The 17,264-nt window shown below is 34.5% G+C and carries 16 protein-coding genes and 1 rRNA gene; 12 read left to right on the top strand and 5 right to left on the bottom strand.

Going from position 1 to position 17,264, the window contains the following annotated elements; translation table 11 throughout:
- The first annotated feature begins 34 nt into the window (after window positions 1-34).
- Together rrf and GXW81_RS07495 are read left to right on the top strand one after the other, a co-directional pair.
- A 5S ribosomal RNA gene (rrf, locus tag GXW81_RS07500) occupies window positions 35-142 on the top strand.
- A 158-nt stretch (window positions 143-300) separates the two neighbouring features.
- Window positions 301-2,418, top strand: a complete 2,118-nt coding sequence (locus GXW81_RS07495) for a S8 family peptidase (protein ID WP_161531816.1) — start codon at window positions 301-303, stop codon at window positions 2,416-2,418.
- A gap of 102 nt (window positions 2,419-2,520) precedes the next feature.
- Here GXW81_RS07495 and GXW81_RS07490 read toward each other — a convergent pair whose 3' ends face one another.
- From GXW81_RS07490 to glpT, 4 genes are all read right to left on the bottom strand, one after another.
- Window positions 2,521-2,997 (bottom strand): Dps family protein, encoded by a 477-nt coding sequence (locus GXW81_RS07490; protein WP_161531815.1) that lies wholly within the window; start codon window positions 2,995-2,997, stop codon window positions 2,521-2,523.
- A 174-nt stretch (window positions 2,998-3,171) separates the two neighbouring features.
- Window positions 3,172-4,533 carry a porin gene (locus GXW81_RS07485; RefSeq protein WP_153929220.1) on the bottom strand — a complete coding sequence of 454 codons (1,362 nt, stop codon included), beginning with the start codon at window positions 4,531-4,533 and terminating at the stop codon, window positions 3,172-3,174.
- Between the two features lie 42 nt (window positions 4,534-4,575).
- Window positions 4,576-6,000 carry a glycerophosphodiester phosphodiesterase family protein gene (locus GXW81_RS07480; RefSeq protein WP_154138244.1) on the bottom strand — a complete coding sequence of 475 codons (1,425 nt, stop codon included), beginning with the start codon at window positions 5,998-6,000 and terminating at the stop codon, window positions 4,576-4,578.
- Between the two features lie 14 nt (window positions 6,001-6,014).
- Window positions 6,015-7,346: a glycerol-3-phosphate transporter gene (gene glpT, locus GXW81_RS07475; protein WP_153937714.1), complete on the bottom strand. Its 1,332-nt coding sequence runs from the start codon at window positions 7,344-7,346 to the stop codon at window positions 6,015-6,017.
- 212 nt (window positions 7,347-7,558) lie between these two features.
- Between glpT and GXW81_RS07470 the strand changes: the two genes are divergently transcribed.
- From GXW81_RS07470 to GXW81_RS07425, 10 genes are all read left to right on the top strand, one after another.
- A complete protein-coding gene (locus tag GXW81_RS07470) occupies window positions 7,559-8,323 on the top strand; it encodes a DeoR/GlpR family DNA-binding transcription regulator (RefSeq protein WP_161531814.1) in 765 nt (254 codons plus the stop codon).
- A gap of 116 nt (window positions 8,324-8,439) precedes the next feature.
- Window positions 8,440-8,823 carry a 30S ribosomal protein S12 gene (rpsL, locus tag GXW81_RS07465; protein WP_004916448.1) on the top strand — a complete coding sequence of 128 codons (384 nt, stop codon included), beginning with the start codon at window positions 8,440-8,442 and terminating at the stop codon, window positions 8,821-8,823.
- A gap of 25 nt (window positions 8,824-8,848) precedes the next feature.
- The gene (gene rpsG, locus GXW81_RS07460; protein ID WP_004916451.1) at window positions 8,849-9,325 is read left to right on the top strand and encodes a 30S ribosomal protein S7; all 477 of its coding nucleotides are present in this window, start codon (window positions 8,849-8,851) and stop codon (window positions 9,323-9,325) included.
- A 6-nt stretch (window positions 9,326-9,331) separates the two neighbouring features.
- Window positions 9,332-11,449, top strand: coding sequence for an elongation factor G (fusA, locus tag GXW81_RS07455; protein ID WP_161531813.1), 2,118 nt, complete (start codon window positions 9,332-9,334; stop codon window positions 11,447-11,449).
- Between the two features lie 22 nt (window positions 11,450-11,471).
- Window positions 11,472-11,777: a 30S ribosomal protein S10 gene (gene rpsJ / locus GXW81_RS07450; protein WP_004916455.1), complete on the top strand. Its 306-nt coding sequence runs from the start codon at window positions 11,472-11,474 to the stop codon at window positions 11,775-11,777.
- 310 nt (window positions 11,778-12,087) lie between these two features.
- Window positions 12,088-12,393, top strand: a complete 306-nt coding sequence (locus GXW81_RS07445; protein WP_013447076.1) for a hypothetical protein — start codon at window positions 12,088-12,090, stop codon at window positions 12,391-12,393.
- The gene (locus GXW81_RS07440) at window positions 12,374-13,228 is read left to right on the top strand and encodes a GLPGLI family protein (protein WP_260393570.1); all 855 of its coding nucleotides are present in this window, start codon (window positions 12,374-12,376) and stop codon (window positions 13,226-13,228) included. The genes GXW81_RS07445 and GXW81_RS07440 overlap by 20 nt, the downstream gene beginning before the upstream one ends.
- A gap of 173 nt (window positions 13,229-13,401) precedes the next feature.
- Window positions 13,402-14,220, top strand: a complete 819-nt coding sequence (locus tag GXW81_RS07435; protein WP_260393569.1) for a GLPGLI family protein — start codon at window positions 13,402-13,404, stop codon at window positions 14,218-14,220.
- A gap of 101 nt (window positions 14,221-14,321) precedes the next feature.
- Window positions 14,322-15,110 carry a GLPGLI family protein gene (locus GXW81_RS07430; RefSeq protein WP_161531812.1) on the top strand — a complete coding sequence of 263 codons (789 nt, stop codon included), beginning with the start codon at window positions 14,322-14,324 and terminating at the stop codon, window positions 15,108-15,110.
- A 108-nt stretch (window positions 15,111-15,218) separates the two neighbouring features.
- Entirely contained in the window at window positions 15,219-16,442 is a 1,224-nt protein-coding gene (locus GXW81_RS07425) for a DUF5103 domain-containing protein (protein ID WP_161531811.1), read from the top strand.
- 8 nt (window positions 16,443-16,450) lie between these two features.
- On the opposite strand, the gene GXW81_RS07420 is transcribed toward GXW81_RS07425, so the two are convergent.
- Window positions 16,451-17,212: an epimerase gene (locus tag GXW81_RS07420; protein WP_064970453.1), complete on the bottom strand. Its 762-nt coding sequence runs from the start codon at window positions 17,210-17,212 to the stop codon at window positions 16,451-16,453.
- Window positions 17,213-17,264: the final 52 nt, after the last annotated feature.

Raw genomic sequence — 17,264 nt, 5'->3', positions numbered from 1 at the left:
AATATCGGACATCTAATCTCTTTATAAAGACCTTTAGGGTGGTTTTAGCGGTGGGGCTCACCTGTTCCCATTCCGAACACAGAAGTTAAGCCCACCAGCGCCGATGGTACTACGAAAGTGGGAGAGTAGGTCGCCGCCAGTTTTTATTTTTGAAAAGCCTCTAGCAATACTGCTAGAGGCTTTTTTTGTTGGGGTGGGATGAGGAAAGAAGTACTAAAATGTAGTAGTTTATAATTTATTTAAAGTTAAAATTAGAAACTTAATAATAAATAAGTACCTTTGTGAGTGAAAAAAAATGAAATGAAAAAAATTATATTTGTAATTTATGTAGGTTTTAGTGGAGTTATTGCTGCTCAAAACCGAAATACTTCTCTTGAAAAAAAATTAGAACAGGACAAAAACAATCTGTTTTCACAATTTGATTTTTACAAAAATAGGTTACTTTCTAATAAAACTTTAGATAAAAACTTTTCTACAGTAACTGTAAAAAATCTAGAAAATAAATTACTTAGTAAAAGGAAAAAAATTGATTTCTTTTTTGCTGGTAAGCCTTATTTTTTGAATATTAAAGATTTAGATCAAATTCAGAATTCTAATACTGATTTCATTCAAGATGGTAAAGTTTCAGGACTTGCAAAAAGTTATAACGGGGAAAATATAAAGATATCTGTGTTTGACGGAGGGAAAGTCTATGAGAAACACGATGACTTTGGAGCTACTACAAGCACCAGAATAGCTAATAAAGAACAAATTTCTTCAGATTATAGTGCACACGCAACAGCAGTCACTAGTATGATGGGAGGTATAGGACATACTATAGGTGATGGGACTATTTCTGGTAATACTAAAGGAATTATGCCTAAAGCTACTTTTGATAGTTATAGTTTTATGACCTCGACTTTAGATGGGGAGAGTGCGGATAAAACAGTATATCAAAAAATATTACTTTCTAAGTCCTATCTTTCTAACCATTCGTATGGTATAAATCCAGGTTGGAGTTACGAAGAGGCAGGTGACATGGGAAAAGGCTTCTATTGGGGAGGTGCTTATGATACAGCAACTAAATTGTCTTACGATTTGAATGGAACCTATCTTAGTAATGACCAAAAATATGATGATATAGTTTATGAAAATCCTTCTATGATTTTAGTTAAATCAGCAGGGAATTCCTTTGGTGATGGTCCTTCAGGTACTAGTCTAAACTCTTATTATGAAGATGATAATGGAAATTATGTTCAGTTTACGCAGGCTGATACTTTACCTAGTAATAACTGTTCTGAAGGTTATGATTGTATAGGACCGGGTTCTTTGGCTAAAAATATTATAGTAGTTGGTGCTACAGAAAAAATAACCTCAAATAATAAAAGATATAGTCAATCTACTGATGTAGTAAAAGCTGATTATAGTAGTGCAGGTCCTAGAGACGATGGTGCTATAAAACCTGATATTGCAGGTGTGGGAAGTGATATTTTTTCTGCATCATCATCTAGTACAGGTAGTAATGGGTGGGCTTATGGAAGTGGAACTTCTTATTCAGCTCCTCAAGTTACAGGGATTATAGGGCTATGGATACAAATCCATAAAGATTTGTTTAATGGTTCTAGTTTAGATGCTGCATCGGCGAAAACACTTTTAGTACATTCTGCAGACGAAGCAGGAAATGTAGGTCCAGATGCTTGGTTTGGTTGGGGATTTGCTAATGCCCAAAAAGGAGCAGAACTTTTAGTAAAGAAAAGTAATGGAGAGGTTATTTTTGAAAATAAAAAATTGACAAGCGGAAGTAAGGAGTCAATAGCGTTAAGTACTGATGGTAAACAACCGCTTAAGGTAACTATAAGTTGGGTAGATCCTTCTTATAAAACACTGCCTGAAACTTATGGAGATGCTCATAATAATAGAACTTCTAAACTAGTAAATGATTTGGATTTGAGAATCATTAATGAAAAAACGGGAGAGGTATATTATCCTTGGAAGCTGAATATCAATAGTCCAATGGCTGCTGCAACTAAGGGAGACAATACGGTAGATAATGTAGAACAGGTTTTAATAGATACACCATCTTCAGGAACATATAGAGTGGAAGTCTCTCATAAAGGTAAAATACTTAATAATTCAGGAGCTGAAACGCAATCACAAGATTATAGTATTATAGTTTCTGGATATACTAATCTCGTGTTGAGTACTCAGACTAATGAAGTTACATTACAAGATGCTGTGGTAACTTCTAATATTATTTTTGTTAACCCTCAATTAATTACATCTCCTGTGTATATGTATGATATGTCGGGAAGATTAATTCAAACTATAAATAGTAATTTCTCACAATCGGTTGATGTATCTAGGCTTACACCAGGTGTATATATAATAAATATGATGACAACCAATGGTAAGGTTACTAAGAAATTTATCAAGAAATAAAAGTGAATATTTCAATTTATTAAATAGCATAGTTTGAAATAAATTAAAAAGCGTTCGTTTTAATTAAAACGAACGCTTTTAGTATAAAAATGAACTTAACTTTTATTTACCTAAGAAAGCATTATACATCCAAACTTCTTTTTCTTGCTCTTTAATGTAGTCGCTCATTTGAGAGTTAGTACCCTCATCTCCAGCTTCACCAGCAATTTCTAAGATTTCCCTTTGTAGGTCAATCACTATTTTAAAAGACTCTAGAATTTGTTCTATACATTTGTTTCCGTCGGTTACTTCTTTACTTTCTTTGATGGAAGAAACCTTTAAATAATCTGAGTAATTGTGGTTAGGTGTAGCACCTAGTGTTAAAATTCTCTCTGCAATTTCATCTATCTTAAGAACTAAAGAGTCGTAAAGCTCTTCAAATTTAGGGTGAAGTGTAAAGAAGTCAGCCCCTTTGATATTCCAATGAGCACCTCTTGTATTTTGATAAAAAATAGAATAATTGGCTAAAAGTATATTTAGTTTTTCGGTAATGTTTTGGCAATCGGACTCTTTTAACCCTATAATTTTAGAATTTTTCATAATAGAATTTTTTTATTATTGAATTAACTTGGTACAAAGGTAGGGCTTACTCCTATTTGCTTCATAAATAATATGATAGTAAAAAACTATTGGGAGAATAGAGATTTAAGTTTAAATAAAAAAGGACTCGTTAATGCTAACGAGTCCTTTAAAAAAGTAAGATATTATTTGTTTTTAGAATGAGAACATCATTCTAGCTTGTACAGAGTGGAAATTCTTATCATTAGGGAAATAAGGATTGTCTAAATGGCTATAAGTATATCCTGCAGAAAGAATTGCGTGTCTGTTGAAAGTATAGTTTAATCCTACAGTAGCAGAGTGAACTCTACCTCCAGCAATAGTTAAAGATTCATTAGGATAGTCTGTTATATTACCATTAGGATAGAATTTATCTTTACCTTTTAAGAATACATCTCCAGGTGCTATATCATTTAAGTTGGTATAGTTATATCTAGCAACAGCTTCTAGAGTACCTTCATCATAGTTACCACTGATAAGGGCAAACTCTTTATTGTACTTGTATTTAGATTTATTATTTAATAGATACCCTACTTCTACATATCCTCCATCAAAGTGAGAATCTCCTAGAGGATTTGCTTTTTGCCAGCTTTCTAAAGTAGTCCAACTCCAAATACCTCCAAGTTGAGCTTCAAATAACTCTTTATCAGGTCTTTGTTTTTTTACTTTTTGGATAACATATTCACCTCTAATAAAGAATTTTGGCGTTTTTAATAAAGCTTCGAATCCTGCTTTGTATAGGTTTTTAGCCCATGGAACATCAGCGTTTACAAAACTATTGTTATGGTCTATACCAAGCTCTAGTGGAGAAGCAATACTAAGATTAGTTTTTAGAGTTTTACCTTCATTGATAAGCTCTCCTCCGTTGATTTGTCTGTATCTAAGAGAACCTCCTAGGTGAAGAGTCATATCAGAGTTGCTAATAGGTAAGTACACATATCTACCTGTAAGATTCCAGCTTTGGTTTCCTGCAGGTTTCTTTTGTTCTAATACATCTTCTGTAAATAAACCTTGGTCAGAGAAGAATCTATTGTTGAAGTATTTATAAGTAATACCAAGGGCTCTGAAGTTTCCTAATGCATTTACAGATGAAGGACGATTCATGAACTTCATAGCGTATTCACTAGTGTTTAAGTTCATAGAGAAAGGCTCTGCATAGTAACCAAACTTAATACTCTTAGAGCTTTGTTCGTCATTTTTTAAGAAATATCTTACGAATAAGTTTCTTTGATGAAATTTACCACCACCAAAATCGAAGTCTCCATAGAAATACCATTTTTTATAATTTAGAGATGTTCTGATTCTAGCATCAGAAATATCAGCTCCAGATCTTACTGGGGTGTATTCACTAGAACTAAATGATAAATCTGTAATAAATCTAGCCCCCAACATTACTTGAACATCGTTCTCTTTATCTTCATATATAGTATATGGTTTGATAGCTGCCTTATCCTGAGCGTACAGATTACCTAACGCTCCTAGAGTGAATAAAGAAGCTAATATAATATTCTTTTTCATGAGTTTAATTATTTAATATATTATGGTTTGTTTTTATAAAGTTTAGTACCCTAGCCTTTTAAGTAGGTCTGAAGAGTTTTCTACAGATTGAGCTGCGTTTTTATCTCTAGCATTTTTTTCTATGTAGTAGTGTAATGTTTCTTCAGCTCTATTGGTAAACATAGCGTCACAATAAGGTGGAGCAGAAAGATTACCTATACTATTACCATAATTATAATCACCGAAGTATTTTTTCATTTGGTCTTTAGTGTCAAATGAATATGGGTGAATTTTCATGTTAGAGCGTCTGATAAGATCTGCTTGCCAAGGTTTTAACATCTCAGGGTAGTTGTTAGGTGCTCCAGAGATAGATGGTCCAGCGAAGTGAGCTAAGTTCTCTACACCTAGATTGATAAAAGAAGCATATCCTTCTGGAGAGTCATCAGACATATCGGTAGCTCCATTTCCTTTCCAAAGTAGGAAACACATAGGTACCTTACCTTGATAGAAGTCTTTAATTCGTTTTAAACTTTGTAATGAGAATGTTTGTAGGATAACTTTACCGTTAGTATTACCTACATTAACTTTACCATTAACATAGAACGGAGAGTTTTCCGCTTCAGGCTTAGTGATGATATTCATACCGTAAAGGTCTAACTCATCGTAAACCATTTTTTCGAACTCAGAAGGGTTTAACCAAGGTTCTTTAAACTCAACATAAATACCAGGTCTATGCCCTGTGTCTTGTTCGTCTTTTACATACTGAGTAGTATATTTTACGATTTTTTCTTTAACACCAGAAAGTGGGTGTGACATTGTTTTGTCAGTCAGCTTTTTAGTTGTTTCAGCTCTCGTACCATCAGCATTTCTTTTTAATTTATATCCTCTAGAATACATAATCATGTCCTCTAAAGAAGATATATATTGGCGTTGAGTGGTAAATCCAGCTCTTGCTTGCTCAGGATTGGTTTCATTAAACCATGTTCCAGCGTCTAATTTTAACAATTCTTCGTATGTGTAAGAACTTGGAAGGTTAGGGTAGAAATTTTTTCTGTCTATCTCTACCATTTTGTCCGCCTCATCTGAGGAGTACCCTAAATCTAAATAATATTGCTTTCTAGTAGAAGGGAGATGTTCTCCATACACTATTTCAATGTTGGTAGTTCGTTTTAGGTTGTCATCGTGTAATGCTAAAACTACTCCATCTTTTGATACCTGCAAATCTGCCTCTAGATAATCTGCCCCAATCTCTCTACCCCATCTAAAAGCAGCCTCCGTTTCTTCAGGTGTCCAAAATGTAGAACCACGGTGTGCAATAACAGCATTTTCAGGAACATAATCTCTCACTTTTATCATTTCAGGAGAGAGTTGTTTTACTTCTACTTTACTTACATCAATATCAGGATTACTTACTTCCCGATCTGAATTACACGCAAGCATGGTGAAAACACACGCAGCCATGCTAGCTCTAAATACATTTTTTAACATAATTATCTTTTATTTTAAGGGTTTAAATTTTTTTCGTCTTTTATAGTAAAGCTTATGAAAATGATGGATAGCAAACATGCTATAATAAGTAGGATAAAGCCAGAATCCCAACCAAAATATTCTACAAGGTATCCCATGGTAATATTAGCTAGGATAGCCGTTCCTAAGAGATAACCTAGGAGACCTGTGAGTCCAGCAGCAGTACCAGCAGCTTTCTTTGGTGCTAAATCTAGAGCTTGAACACCAATCAGCATTACTGGACCATAAATTAAAAATCCTATGGCTATAAGGGCTATCCCATCAAGAACTTTGTTATCCATATTTTTCCAGTAGATAAATACAAATACAGTAACTAGAGCCATATAGATTATGGTAATTAAAGATCTCTTACCTTTGAAAATTTTATCACTTAACCATCCGCATAAAATGGTTCCAGGTATAGCAGCCCATTCGTAAGCAGAGTATGCCCAGCTAACTTCTTTTATATCATAGTGTTTTACGGCTTGTAAGTAGGTAGGAGCCCAGTCTAAAACACCGTATCTTACCAAATAAACAAATGCATTAGCTATAGCTATAAACCAAAGGGTTCTATTATTTAAAACATAGGTAAAGAATATATCTTTTGTTGAAAGTTCTTCCTCTGAGTTTTTCGAGTAGTTTTTAGGGTAGTCATTTCTATATTCTTCAATAGGAGGAAGTCCACAAGATTGAGGTGTATCCCTTACTAATAAAAGAGAGATGAGGGCTATTGCAATCCCTACTATAGCAGGAACCCAAAATGTACCCACTTGCCAAGAGCCAAACCATAGAGTAGCATATCCTACTAATGGAGCTAATAAGCCACCTCCAACATTATGTGCTATATTCCAAAAAGACATTTTTGTGCCTCGTTCATTTTGAGAAAACCAATGGGTCATCACTCTTCCGCAAGGAGGCCAACCCATACCTTGAAACCAACCAATTAGAAATTGTAAAATAAACATGATGGTGATGGAAGAAACCCCAAGGCTAGTCCCTAAGACTAAAGTAACAAGAGATGATAAAATAAGCCCTAGGGCTAGAAATTTTCTAGCATCACTTCTATCGGATACACCTCCCATGAAAAATTTGGATAAACCGTAAGCTATTGCGTTGGCAGAAAGAGCAAAGCCTAGACTTGCTTTTGTAAAACCTTCATTCTCTAAATAAGGCATTGCCAGAGAGAAATTTTTTCGGACTAAATAATAACCAGCATACCCTATAAATATACCTATAAAAACTTGAAAACGCTTACTCTTATAAATGCTATCTATTTTCTCTTTTGGTAGAAGAGGCAGATGTTTAGCAGGAGATAAAAAAGATTTCATATACTGTATTAAAGTGTTTATTATTTTTTTTGTGTAAAATGCTTTTGTGTTATTTCAAAAAGTTTTTTGCAACTAAAAATTTAGACCACAAATATACATTGTCGAAACTAATCGAAACAATATGAAGTTTATCATCTTGAATTACATTTTTTCCATATTGTAGGGTAATGAGAAAATATTTATATTTGGCAAAATAGATGAAAAGTTAGGATATGAGCACAGCTAAAAGGCATCAGTACATTTTAGATAAAATAAAAAAAGAGGGACATATTTTAGTTTCGGATATTTCAAAAGAGTTATCAGTTTCGGAAGTTACCATAAGAAAGGATTTACGAGGGCTAGAAGATAAAGGGTTGCTGTTTAGGAATCATGGGGGAGCAAGTTGGGAGAACCCTTATGTGTCTGATAAGCCATTGAGTCATAAACAACAAATCAACACATTAGAGAAAAGTAAAATTGCAAAAAAAGCAGTTTCCTTTATAGAGGAGAATGATGTGATAATTTTAGGCTCAGGGACAACGGTGCTGAGTATGGTAGAAAATCTACCAATGGATAAAAAAATTACAGTCATTACGTCTTCTTTGATAGTTTCATCACTTTTATGTAAATATGAAAATATTACAGTAATACAACTGGGGGGAGATGTAAGGCGTTCATCTCAATCAACGGTGGGGCCTATAGCTCAGCATCAGCTTAGATTACTTTCTGCAAATAAACTATTTATAGGGGTAGATGGTCTAGATGCAGAGTTTGGAGTTTCTACCTCAAATACGGGGGAGGCTTATCTTAATCAGCAAATGATAGAATGCTCTAGAAAAGTATACATATTATCTGACCACTCAAAATTTGGTAAAAGAGGTCTAGGTAAGGTGTGCGATTTGAAAGAAATAGATTTTCTTATCACAGACCAAAAACTGAATGGTGATATTTTAAAGAAACTTGATGAATACGGTGTTCAAGTTGTTGTTTCTAACTAATAAATAAGGAATTATTATAAAATACTGATTTTTAAATACTATAAATAAGAGTTTGTAGATTAAAATAAAATTATTATTTTTGCACCTTGAAACTAAAAATAAATAAAAGCAATTAAATGCCTACTATTCAACAATTAGTAAGAAAAGGAAGAGCCACACTTGCCAAGAAGAGCAAATCGGCTGCTTTGGATTCTTGTCCACAAAAGAGAGGTGTATGTACAAGAGTATATACAACTACACCTAAGAAACCTAACTCTGCACTTAGAAAAGTAGCAAGGGTAAGACTTTCTAACGGTAAAGAAGTAAACGCTTATATCCCGGGCGAAGGACACAATCTCCAAGAGCACTCGATAGTATTGGTAAGAGGCGGAAGGGTGAAAGACCTACCGGGAGTTCGTTATCACATTGTTCGTGGTGCTTTAGATACCGCTGGAGTTAACGGAAGACTTCAGAGAAGATCTAAGTACGGTGCTAAGCGTCCTAAAGATGCTAAAAAGTAATCATTAAATTTTAAGAAATAGAACAATGAGAAAAACAAAAGCGAAAAAAAGACCGTTGTTACCAGATCCAAAATTTAATGATCAGTTGGTAACTAGATTTGTGAATAACCTAATGCTAGATGGTAAGAAGTCTATTGCATTCAGAATTTTCTATGATGCATTAGACATCGTGGAAGCTAAAAAAGGAGAAAACGAAAAAACTTCATTAGAAATTTGGAAAGATGCTCTAACTAATGTAATGCCTCACGTAGAAGTGCGTTCAAGAAGAGTTGGTGGTGCTAACTTCCAAATCCCAATGCCAATTAGAGCAGATAGAAAAATCTCTATGGCAATGAAGTGGCTTATTAAGTACGCTAAAGCGAGAAATGATAAGTCTATGGCTCAGAAATTAGCTGCTGAAATTATTGCTGCTGCTAAGGAGGAAGGTGCTGCCTTCAAAAAGAAAACTGATACTCACAAAATGGCTGAGGCTAACAAAGCATTCTCACACTTTAGATTCTAATAGGAAATGGGAAGAGATCTTAAATACACTAGAAATATTGGTATTGCAGCTCACATTGATGCTGGTAAAACCACTACTACTGAAAGAATTCTATTCTACACAGGTAAAACCCACAAAATAGGTGAGGTACACGATGGTGCTTCTACTATGGACTGGATGGAGCAAGAAGCTGAAAGAGGGATTACAATTACTTCTGCGGCTACAACTTGTAACTGGGTATTTCCTAGACATGATGGGAAGCCTACAGCAGACGCTAAAGATTATCACTTTAACATCATCGATACACCGGGACACGTAGACTTTACCGTGGAGGTAAACCGTTCTCTTAGAGTATTAGATGGTCTAGTATTCTTGTTCTCTGCAGTAGACGGAGTAGAGCCTCAGTCTGAAACAAACTGGAGACTAGCAGATAACTACAAAGTTGCTAGAATGGGGTTTGTAAACAAAATGGACAGACAAGGTGCTGACTTCCTTAATGTAGTAAACCAAGTTAAGGAAATGTTAGGTTCTAACGCAGTTCCTATCGTACTTCCTATTGGTGCAGAAGAAGACTTCAAAGGAGTGGTAGACCTTATTAAGAACAGAGCTATCATTTGGCATGAGGAAACTCAAGGAGCTACTTTTGATGTAGTGCCTATTCCTGATGATATGAAGGATGATGTATTAGCTTACAGACAAAACTTAGTAGAAGCTGTAGCTGAATACGATGAGTCTTTATTAGAGAAGTTCTTTGAAGATCCAGATTCTATTACAGAAGAAGAAATCAACGAAGCACTTAGAAAAGCTACTATCGATTTATCTATTATCCCAATGACTTGTGGTTCTTCATTTAAGAACAAAGGGGTGCAGTTTATGCTAGATGCAGTTTGTAGATACTTACCTTCTCCATTAGATAAAGATGATATCAACGGTACAGATCCTAATACAGATGCTGAAATCAGTAGAAAACCAGATGTAAACGAGCCTTTCTCTGCATTAGCATTTAAAATTGCTACAGACCCATTCGTGGGAAGATTAGCATTCTTTAGAGCTTATTCAGGAAGACTAGATGCTGGTTCTTATGTACTTAATACAAGATCTGGAAACAAAGAAAGAATTTCTAGAATTTACCAAATGCACGCTAATAAGCAAAATCCTGTAGAATATATCGAAGCAGGAGATATTGGTGCAGCGGTAGGTTTCAAAGATATTAAAACTGGGGATACACTTTCTGATGAAAAGAACCCTATCGTTTTAGAATCTATGATTTTCCCTGATCCAGTAATCGGTATTGCAGTAGAACCTAAAACTAAAGCAGACCAAGATAAATTAGGTAACGCTCTTGCTAAATTAGCAGAAGAAGACCCAACTTTCCAAGTGAAAACTGATGAGGCTTCTGGACAAACTATTATCTCTGGTATGGGTGAGCTTCACTTAGATATCATTGTGGATCGTTTGAAGAGAGAATTCAAAGTAGAGGTTAACCAAGGTCAACCACAAGTAGAGTACAAAGAAGCTCTTACTGCTACTGCTAACCATAGAGAAGTTTATAAGAAACAATCAGGTGGTAGAGGTAAGTTTGCGGATATCGTATTCGAAATCGGTCCAGCTGATGAAGGTAAAACAGGTCTTGAATTCATCAACGAAATTAAAGGTGGTAATATTCCTAAGGAATTTATCCCTTCTGTAGAAAAAGGATTCAAGGAAGCTATGAAGAATGGTCCTTTAGCAGGATTCGAAGTTGAGGCAATGAAGATTACCCTTAAAGATGGATCTTTCCACGCGGTAGACTCTGACCAACTTTCTTTCGAATTAGCAGCTAAGTTAGGTTTCAAAGCGGCTGGTAAAGCTGCGAAGGCTGTAATTATGGAGCCTATTATGAAGCTTGAAGTAGTTACTCCGGAAGAATATATGGGGGATATCGTAGGAGACCTTAACAGAAGAAGAGGTACTATTAACGGTATGGACGATAGAAACAACGCTAAGGTTATCAAGGCATTTGTTCCTCTTTCTGAAATGTTCGGTTATGTAACATCTCTTAGAACGCTTTCTTCGGGTAGAGCAACATCTTCTATGGAGTTTGAAAAATATGAACCAGCTCCTCAGAACGTGGCTGACGAAGTAATAGAAAAAACAAAAGGTTAATCTTTTAAAATTTAGAATTAAAATGTCACAAAGAATCAGAATAAAACTAAAATCTTACGATTACAATTTGGTGGACAAGTCTGCTGAGAAAATCGTAAAAACAGTAAAATCTACTGGTGCTGTAGTGAATGGTCCTATACCATTGCCTACTCACAAAAGAATCTTTACGGTTCTTAGATCTCCGCATGTTAATAAGAAAGCGAGAGAGCAGTTCCAACTTTCAGCTCACAAGAGATTGATGGACATCTACTCTTCTTCTTCTAAAACGGTAGATGCTTTAATGAAGTTAGAGCTTCCTAGCGGTGTAGATGTAGAAATCAAAGTTTGATAAATAAACTTTGCTGTGATATCAACTCCTCCCTTAGATATAAGGGAGGAGTTTTTTATGGGTATATATGATATATAACTAAGTGTTTTGATAAAATATCTGCAAAAAAAGTTTCTAAATTTTTTGGAATTGAGGGAAAATATTAAACTTTAGAAGGGAAAATCTACCGATATTGGACGGCTTTATTTGTTTGAAACATTATTTGTAACTTATATAAACAAATTAAATATGATTTTTATCATATAAAAATTTTTGTTTTTGAAAAATTCATTTATATTTGTGATATGTTAAACCAATAAATTATTATGTTATGAAAAAATTATTTTTTGTGGCTACATTGTTGGTCGCTGGTGTAATGAGTGCAAAAGTAGGTACTCCTAACAGAAAATGCATTAAAGATGATGCGAGAAAAAGTATTGAGTATCTACCAATAAAAAAGTTAGGAGGAGTGGAAAAGGTAAATATACCTTCTTTTATAACGGCAGGAGCTTGTTCGAATTGGATTACAGTGGACGCTTCTTGTGGAGCACGATATTATTTGTGTTCGGATCACTATGAGAATATGGAAGAATTAATGGACGATGTAGATTATTTTGATGATGCGAAGTGTAATTAAATTTTGTGTTATTTTTTTGGGGCTGTTGATGGTTAATATTGCTTACAGTCAAGTTACGGCTTCTGGTAACTTAAATTTTTCGCCGGAACGGTTTGTACAGAAAGAAATTGACCGTGTGAGGTATCAGGTATTTTATGAACTAAAATTTTTGCCTAATGCAGACCAACCATCGTCCTTTAGGGAAGCCGTAACTATTTTGCAGATAGGGGATAATTTCGTAAAGTTTGCAGATGCTAATACCTATAAATCAGATTCGCTTAGGAATGAGTTTCAGTATCTAAAATCTATAAGAACTAAGGAGTTTAACCAACTTTTGGCCCTTAGACCAAAGTTTCCTTATACGATTTACTCCAATCCGAAAGAGAATGTCTATACGCTTAATAATAGGCTGTCTCATGCTTATACTTATACGGCTCCTATCCCAAAGTTAGAGTGGAACATAAGTTCTACAACTAAAAAAATAGGCGATTATTTGGCTGTAAAAGCAACCACCCGCTATTCGGGCAGAAATTATGAGGCTTGGTTTACTCAAGAAATACCGTTTTCTTACGGACCTTATTTGTTTCAAGGTTTGCCGGGTCTGATTTTGGAGATTAGAGATACCGCAAATCATTATGCCTTTACGCTGTTTAAAATTGAGAAATCTGATACAGCGATGACCAAAGGAAGCGGGAAAGAGATGCTTGAGGTTACGCGTGAGAAATACAAAAAGCTGGAGCGGGTGTATCACGAAAATCCTGGACAATTCATTAAAGGAATGGCTTATGATGCAGGAGGAAATCCCATCAATCTTAGGAATAAACCTCGCCCGTACAATCCCATAGAGTTGGAGTAAAGCAAAAATTATGGTGGATAACTATTAAGCTTTTTATTTTCACAGGGTTTATTTTATTAAACTAATGGAAATTTTATCTTCGCCTTCATCTATAGGGAATTTGGATGAAGGCGTTTTTTTGTGTAGAATATTTTTTGTAACATTGTCTTAAATTCAATCTTATAACTGCTATTATGAAAAAACTAATCGGAGTCTTTTTATTCTTTTGTGGTTTCGTTGGGCTTTCGGCTCAAGAGTTAATAGTGTATTATAATGTGAATTTTAAATTGGATTCTCTGCAAGAACACTTCAATAAGGAAGAAGCCGTATTGGATATATCTAAAAATGAGGTGAAATTTTATTCCACAGAATATCTGAAAGCCGATTCTATCCAAAAGCAAACGAATAAAGTAAATTTTGCTTATCCCAAATTAAAGTATAAAGTTAAAAGGGCTCTTAATACTTCTGAAAATACAGAGTATGTTACGGTTTATATGGATTATTATGCGTTATCGTCTAACGATACCCAAAATTGGACGATACTAGATGAGACCAAAACCGTTAACGGAATCGTATTGAGAAAAGCCATTACCCGATTTGGTAAAAGAGATTGGGAGGCTTGGTTTTCGGATAAATATCCAGTTTTAGAGGGACCATATAAATTTAGAGGGTTGCCTGGGCTTATCTTTGAATTACGAGATACAAAGGATAATTTTATATTTTCCGTTAATCGGATTGTGTCTAAAAAAGAAAAAATAGAAACCGATAATTTTTTAGAAACCAATTATGGTAAAAAAGCACTTCCTGTTAAATTGGGCGTTTATCAGAAATTGAAGTTAGATGATTATCATAATCCACTAAAGGGGCAAGAAAACTTGATAGTAATGGATAAAGACGGTAAACCAGTAAAAATTGATAAAAGAGAGCAAACCTTAAAATATCAAAATCATCTAAGAAAATATAATAATCCGATAGACTTAAATTTGGCGGTTACTTACCCTGATAAGAAATAACATTACTATTACATATAAATTCCTTCTATATACTAGAAGGAGTTTTTTATATCAGAAAAAAATACCTACTTTTCATTTTTATTTATTGATAATCTGTTGAGATGAAAATTGTTGTTAAAATAGGTTGTATATTGTTATTTTGTCTTTCTTGTAATGTGTTTGCTCAATCATTTTTGGCGAAATATCGGATGGTTTTTGTTAGGGATACTGTAAGTGCTAACCAGTTAGAGGAAATAATGGATTTGCAAATTGTGGGAGAGCAGTCTATTTTTAGGAGTGCTGTAAAATCTTTGTCGGACTCTCTTTCTAAAAAGGAAATTAGGAATGCTTTAAGCACCGCAAAAGATGGGACGGTAGTGCTAGATATTACAAATGTTCCAAAACCAAAATTAAGACAAGAAGTTGTTAGACAGAAAGATGATGTGTTAGTGTATGATAGGATTTTTACAGATGATTTTTACTTCCCATTAACGGATAAGGTCGTTTGGAACATAACTAATGAGAAGGAAGTTATCAACTCTTATCGGTGTATAAAGGCGGTATCTCATTATAGAGGTAGAGATTATGAGGCTTGGTTTACAGAAGAGATACCCATTTCAGAAGGTCCTTATATATTTAAAGGTTTGCCAGGATTGGTAGTTAAGGTTTACGACAAGAAGAAATATTACACTTACGAACTTACCTATTTTGCCAAGAAAGATAAGTTGGAACTTGCTAAACCCAGTTCTAACGCCGCTAAGGTAAATATGGAACAGTTTTCGCAAGTGAGGAAAGCTCTGCCAGAAACCATAATCCAAAGATTTGAACAGAGGTTGAACAAACCTTTACCAGAGGAAAGGAGAAAGTTGGTTAGGCAGAATGCTTTGAAAGATAACAATCATATATTCTAGACGGATAAATAATAAGTTAAATAGGTGATACTTCTCTTTTACTTAGGGTAGGAGAGAAGTATTTTGGTTTGTAGTTTAATAAAAAATAAAATCTACAATATTCAAAAAATGTTTATCTTCGTGGGTATGAATAAAATAATGATGTTTCTGCTATTATTGCAGATGGTTTTTGGACAGAATATAAAAAGCATTCAACTATTTAATCCTAAAACTAACGATGGTACACCTGTCATCAATATTGGGGAGCAGTTGGTTTTAAGATTTGATGACTTGTCGGGGGGGAGTTCAATCTATCGCTATACTCTGAAGCATTATGATAGGAATTGGCAGGAAGATGGTCTATTTTTTACCGAGTATGCTAGTGGCGATTTGAATGGGATTATCAACAACTTTCAATACTCTTTTAATACTTTACAAAGATATACGCATTACGAGCTAGTATTTCCTAACGAGCAGATAAAACCTAAGATTTCGGGAAATTTTGAAATTGTAGTTTACAAAGATTCTCCCTCTAAGCCATTGTTTAAAAGGAGGTTTTGTGTGGTTGAAAATAAGGCTTCCTTAGCACTTAATCTTAGCCGATTTTCGGATAGCAAAAGGCAAGAGCTTAATCAAAGGGTAGAGGTAAAAGCTATGGGAGACCAAACTTTGCTTAATAATGTTAATTCTGTTTCGTTGAATGTAATTCAAAATAATAATTGGGAGATTGGAGTTTACAATCAGAAGCCTAGCAGTACTTTGGGTAGTGGGCTAATGTTTCAACAGCTGAATTTAGCTTTTGAAGGTAATAACGAATTTTATTACTTTGATAATAAGAATATAGGTAGAGCCTTTGATATGGTAGCAGGAGCTGAAACGATGGAAGGTACTAATTATACTTACTTGCATCCTGTTTGGGCATATCCACTCAATTATCAGTATCAGCCAGATGTTAATGGAGCGTTTTATTTCAGAAGAAATGATTTAGGTTTGGAAAGAGATGCTCATAGAGAGGCGGATTATTCTTGGGTATATTTTTATTTAGATTCGGAGCCGATACAGGGTAAAATTTATGTATTGGGACAGTTTAACAACTACATCGCAAACGAGGAAAGCCAAATGTACTATGATGAAAATAGGCATCAGTATGTAGCAAAAATTTATCTGAAGCAAGGATTCTACAACTATATTTTGGCGACACAAAAAGAGGGAGAAACGCTAAACTATGGAGAAATAAATGGTAATTTTTGGCAAACCGAAAATCTTTATCAAGCGTTTTTGTATTACAGACCTTTCGGAGCTAACTATGATGGACTTTTAGGCTATGGAGAGTTAAGGGCTCCTGTTCAGTAGAAAAGGTATTACACAAATTTTGTAGGGTCTGGATAGCGGTAGCTATAAGGGATTTCTATTTCGGAAAGGTGAGAAGAAATAATTCTCCCAAATGTTTTTTGTGGGATTGTTGGGATTGGCTTTCCTGTTTGTTGGTTTATGACTTCTTGCTTGGTAGGGTGTAGAGGAGCCACAATATTGTACGTTTTTGAGATTAAATTTCGGATTAACATTTTCTCTATAACAAGGCAAACATCTTTATAATGAATATGATTAACCACTTGATTTAGGTTGGTTATCTTATAGTTACTTAGCATTCGGTTGCCGCCCATAAGTCCACCCAATCGTAAAATATTTAGATGTGGAAAATTAGATTTCATTTGCTTTTCAATGGATAGAATATGCTGGTCTAAATCAGCATTGTTTAGTGTGTTTTCGTTGATGATTCCTTCAATTTGAGGATAAATACCAATAGAACTCATTAAAAAAATAGGCTTCTTAAATCCGAAAATAAAGCGATTGATATTATGAAACTTCGTTTTAAGAAGGTGTAAATCTGTGCGTTTTGAAAACGGAACCGTAATAATAATAGCATCTAATTTTGAGAGAATTTCCCAAGGAGTATCAATGGGATTATCAAAATTGATGATACTCGTTTGGCAACTTTTGTTTTTTAGTAAGTTTGCTTTACTTTCGGAAGTATTAGTAGTGTGGATAGAGTAGGCAGGAGCAAAATGCTCTACCAAATGTTCGCCTAGCCAACCGCAGCCTATAATGCCGAGATGTTTCATAACTAAATGATATAAAAAGCCCCACACATTATCAAGTAGGTGTGGGGAATAT

The sequence above is a fragment of the Riemerella anatipestifer genome (assembly GCF_009932355.1).
In the GTDB taxonomy this organism is placed as follows: Bacteria; Bacteroidota; Bacteroidia; order Flavobacteriales; family Weeksellaceae; genus Riemerella; species Riemerella anatipestifer_E.
This window is presented reverse-complemented; position numbering and strand designations above follow the sequence as displayed.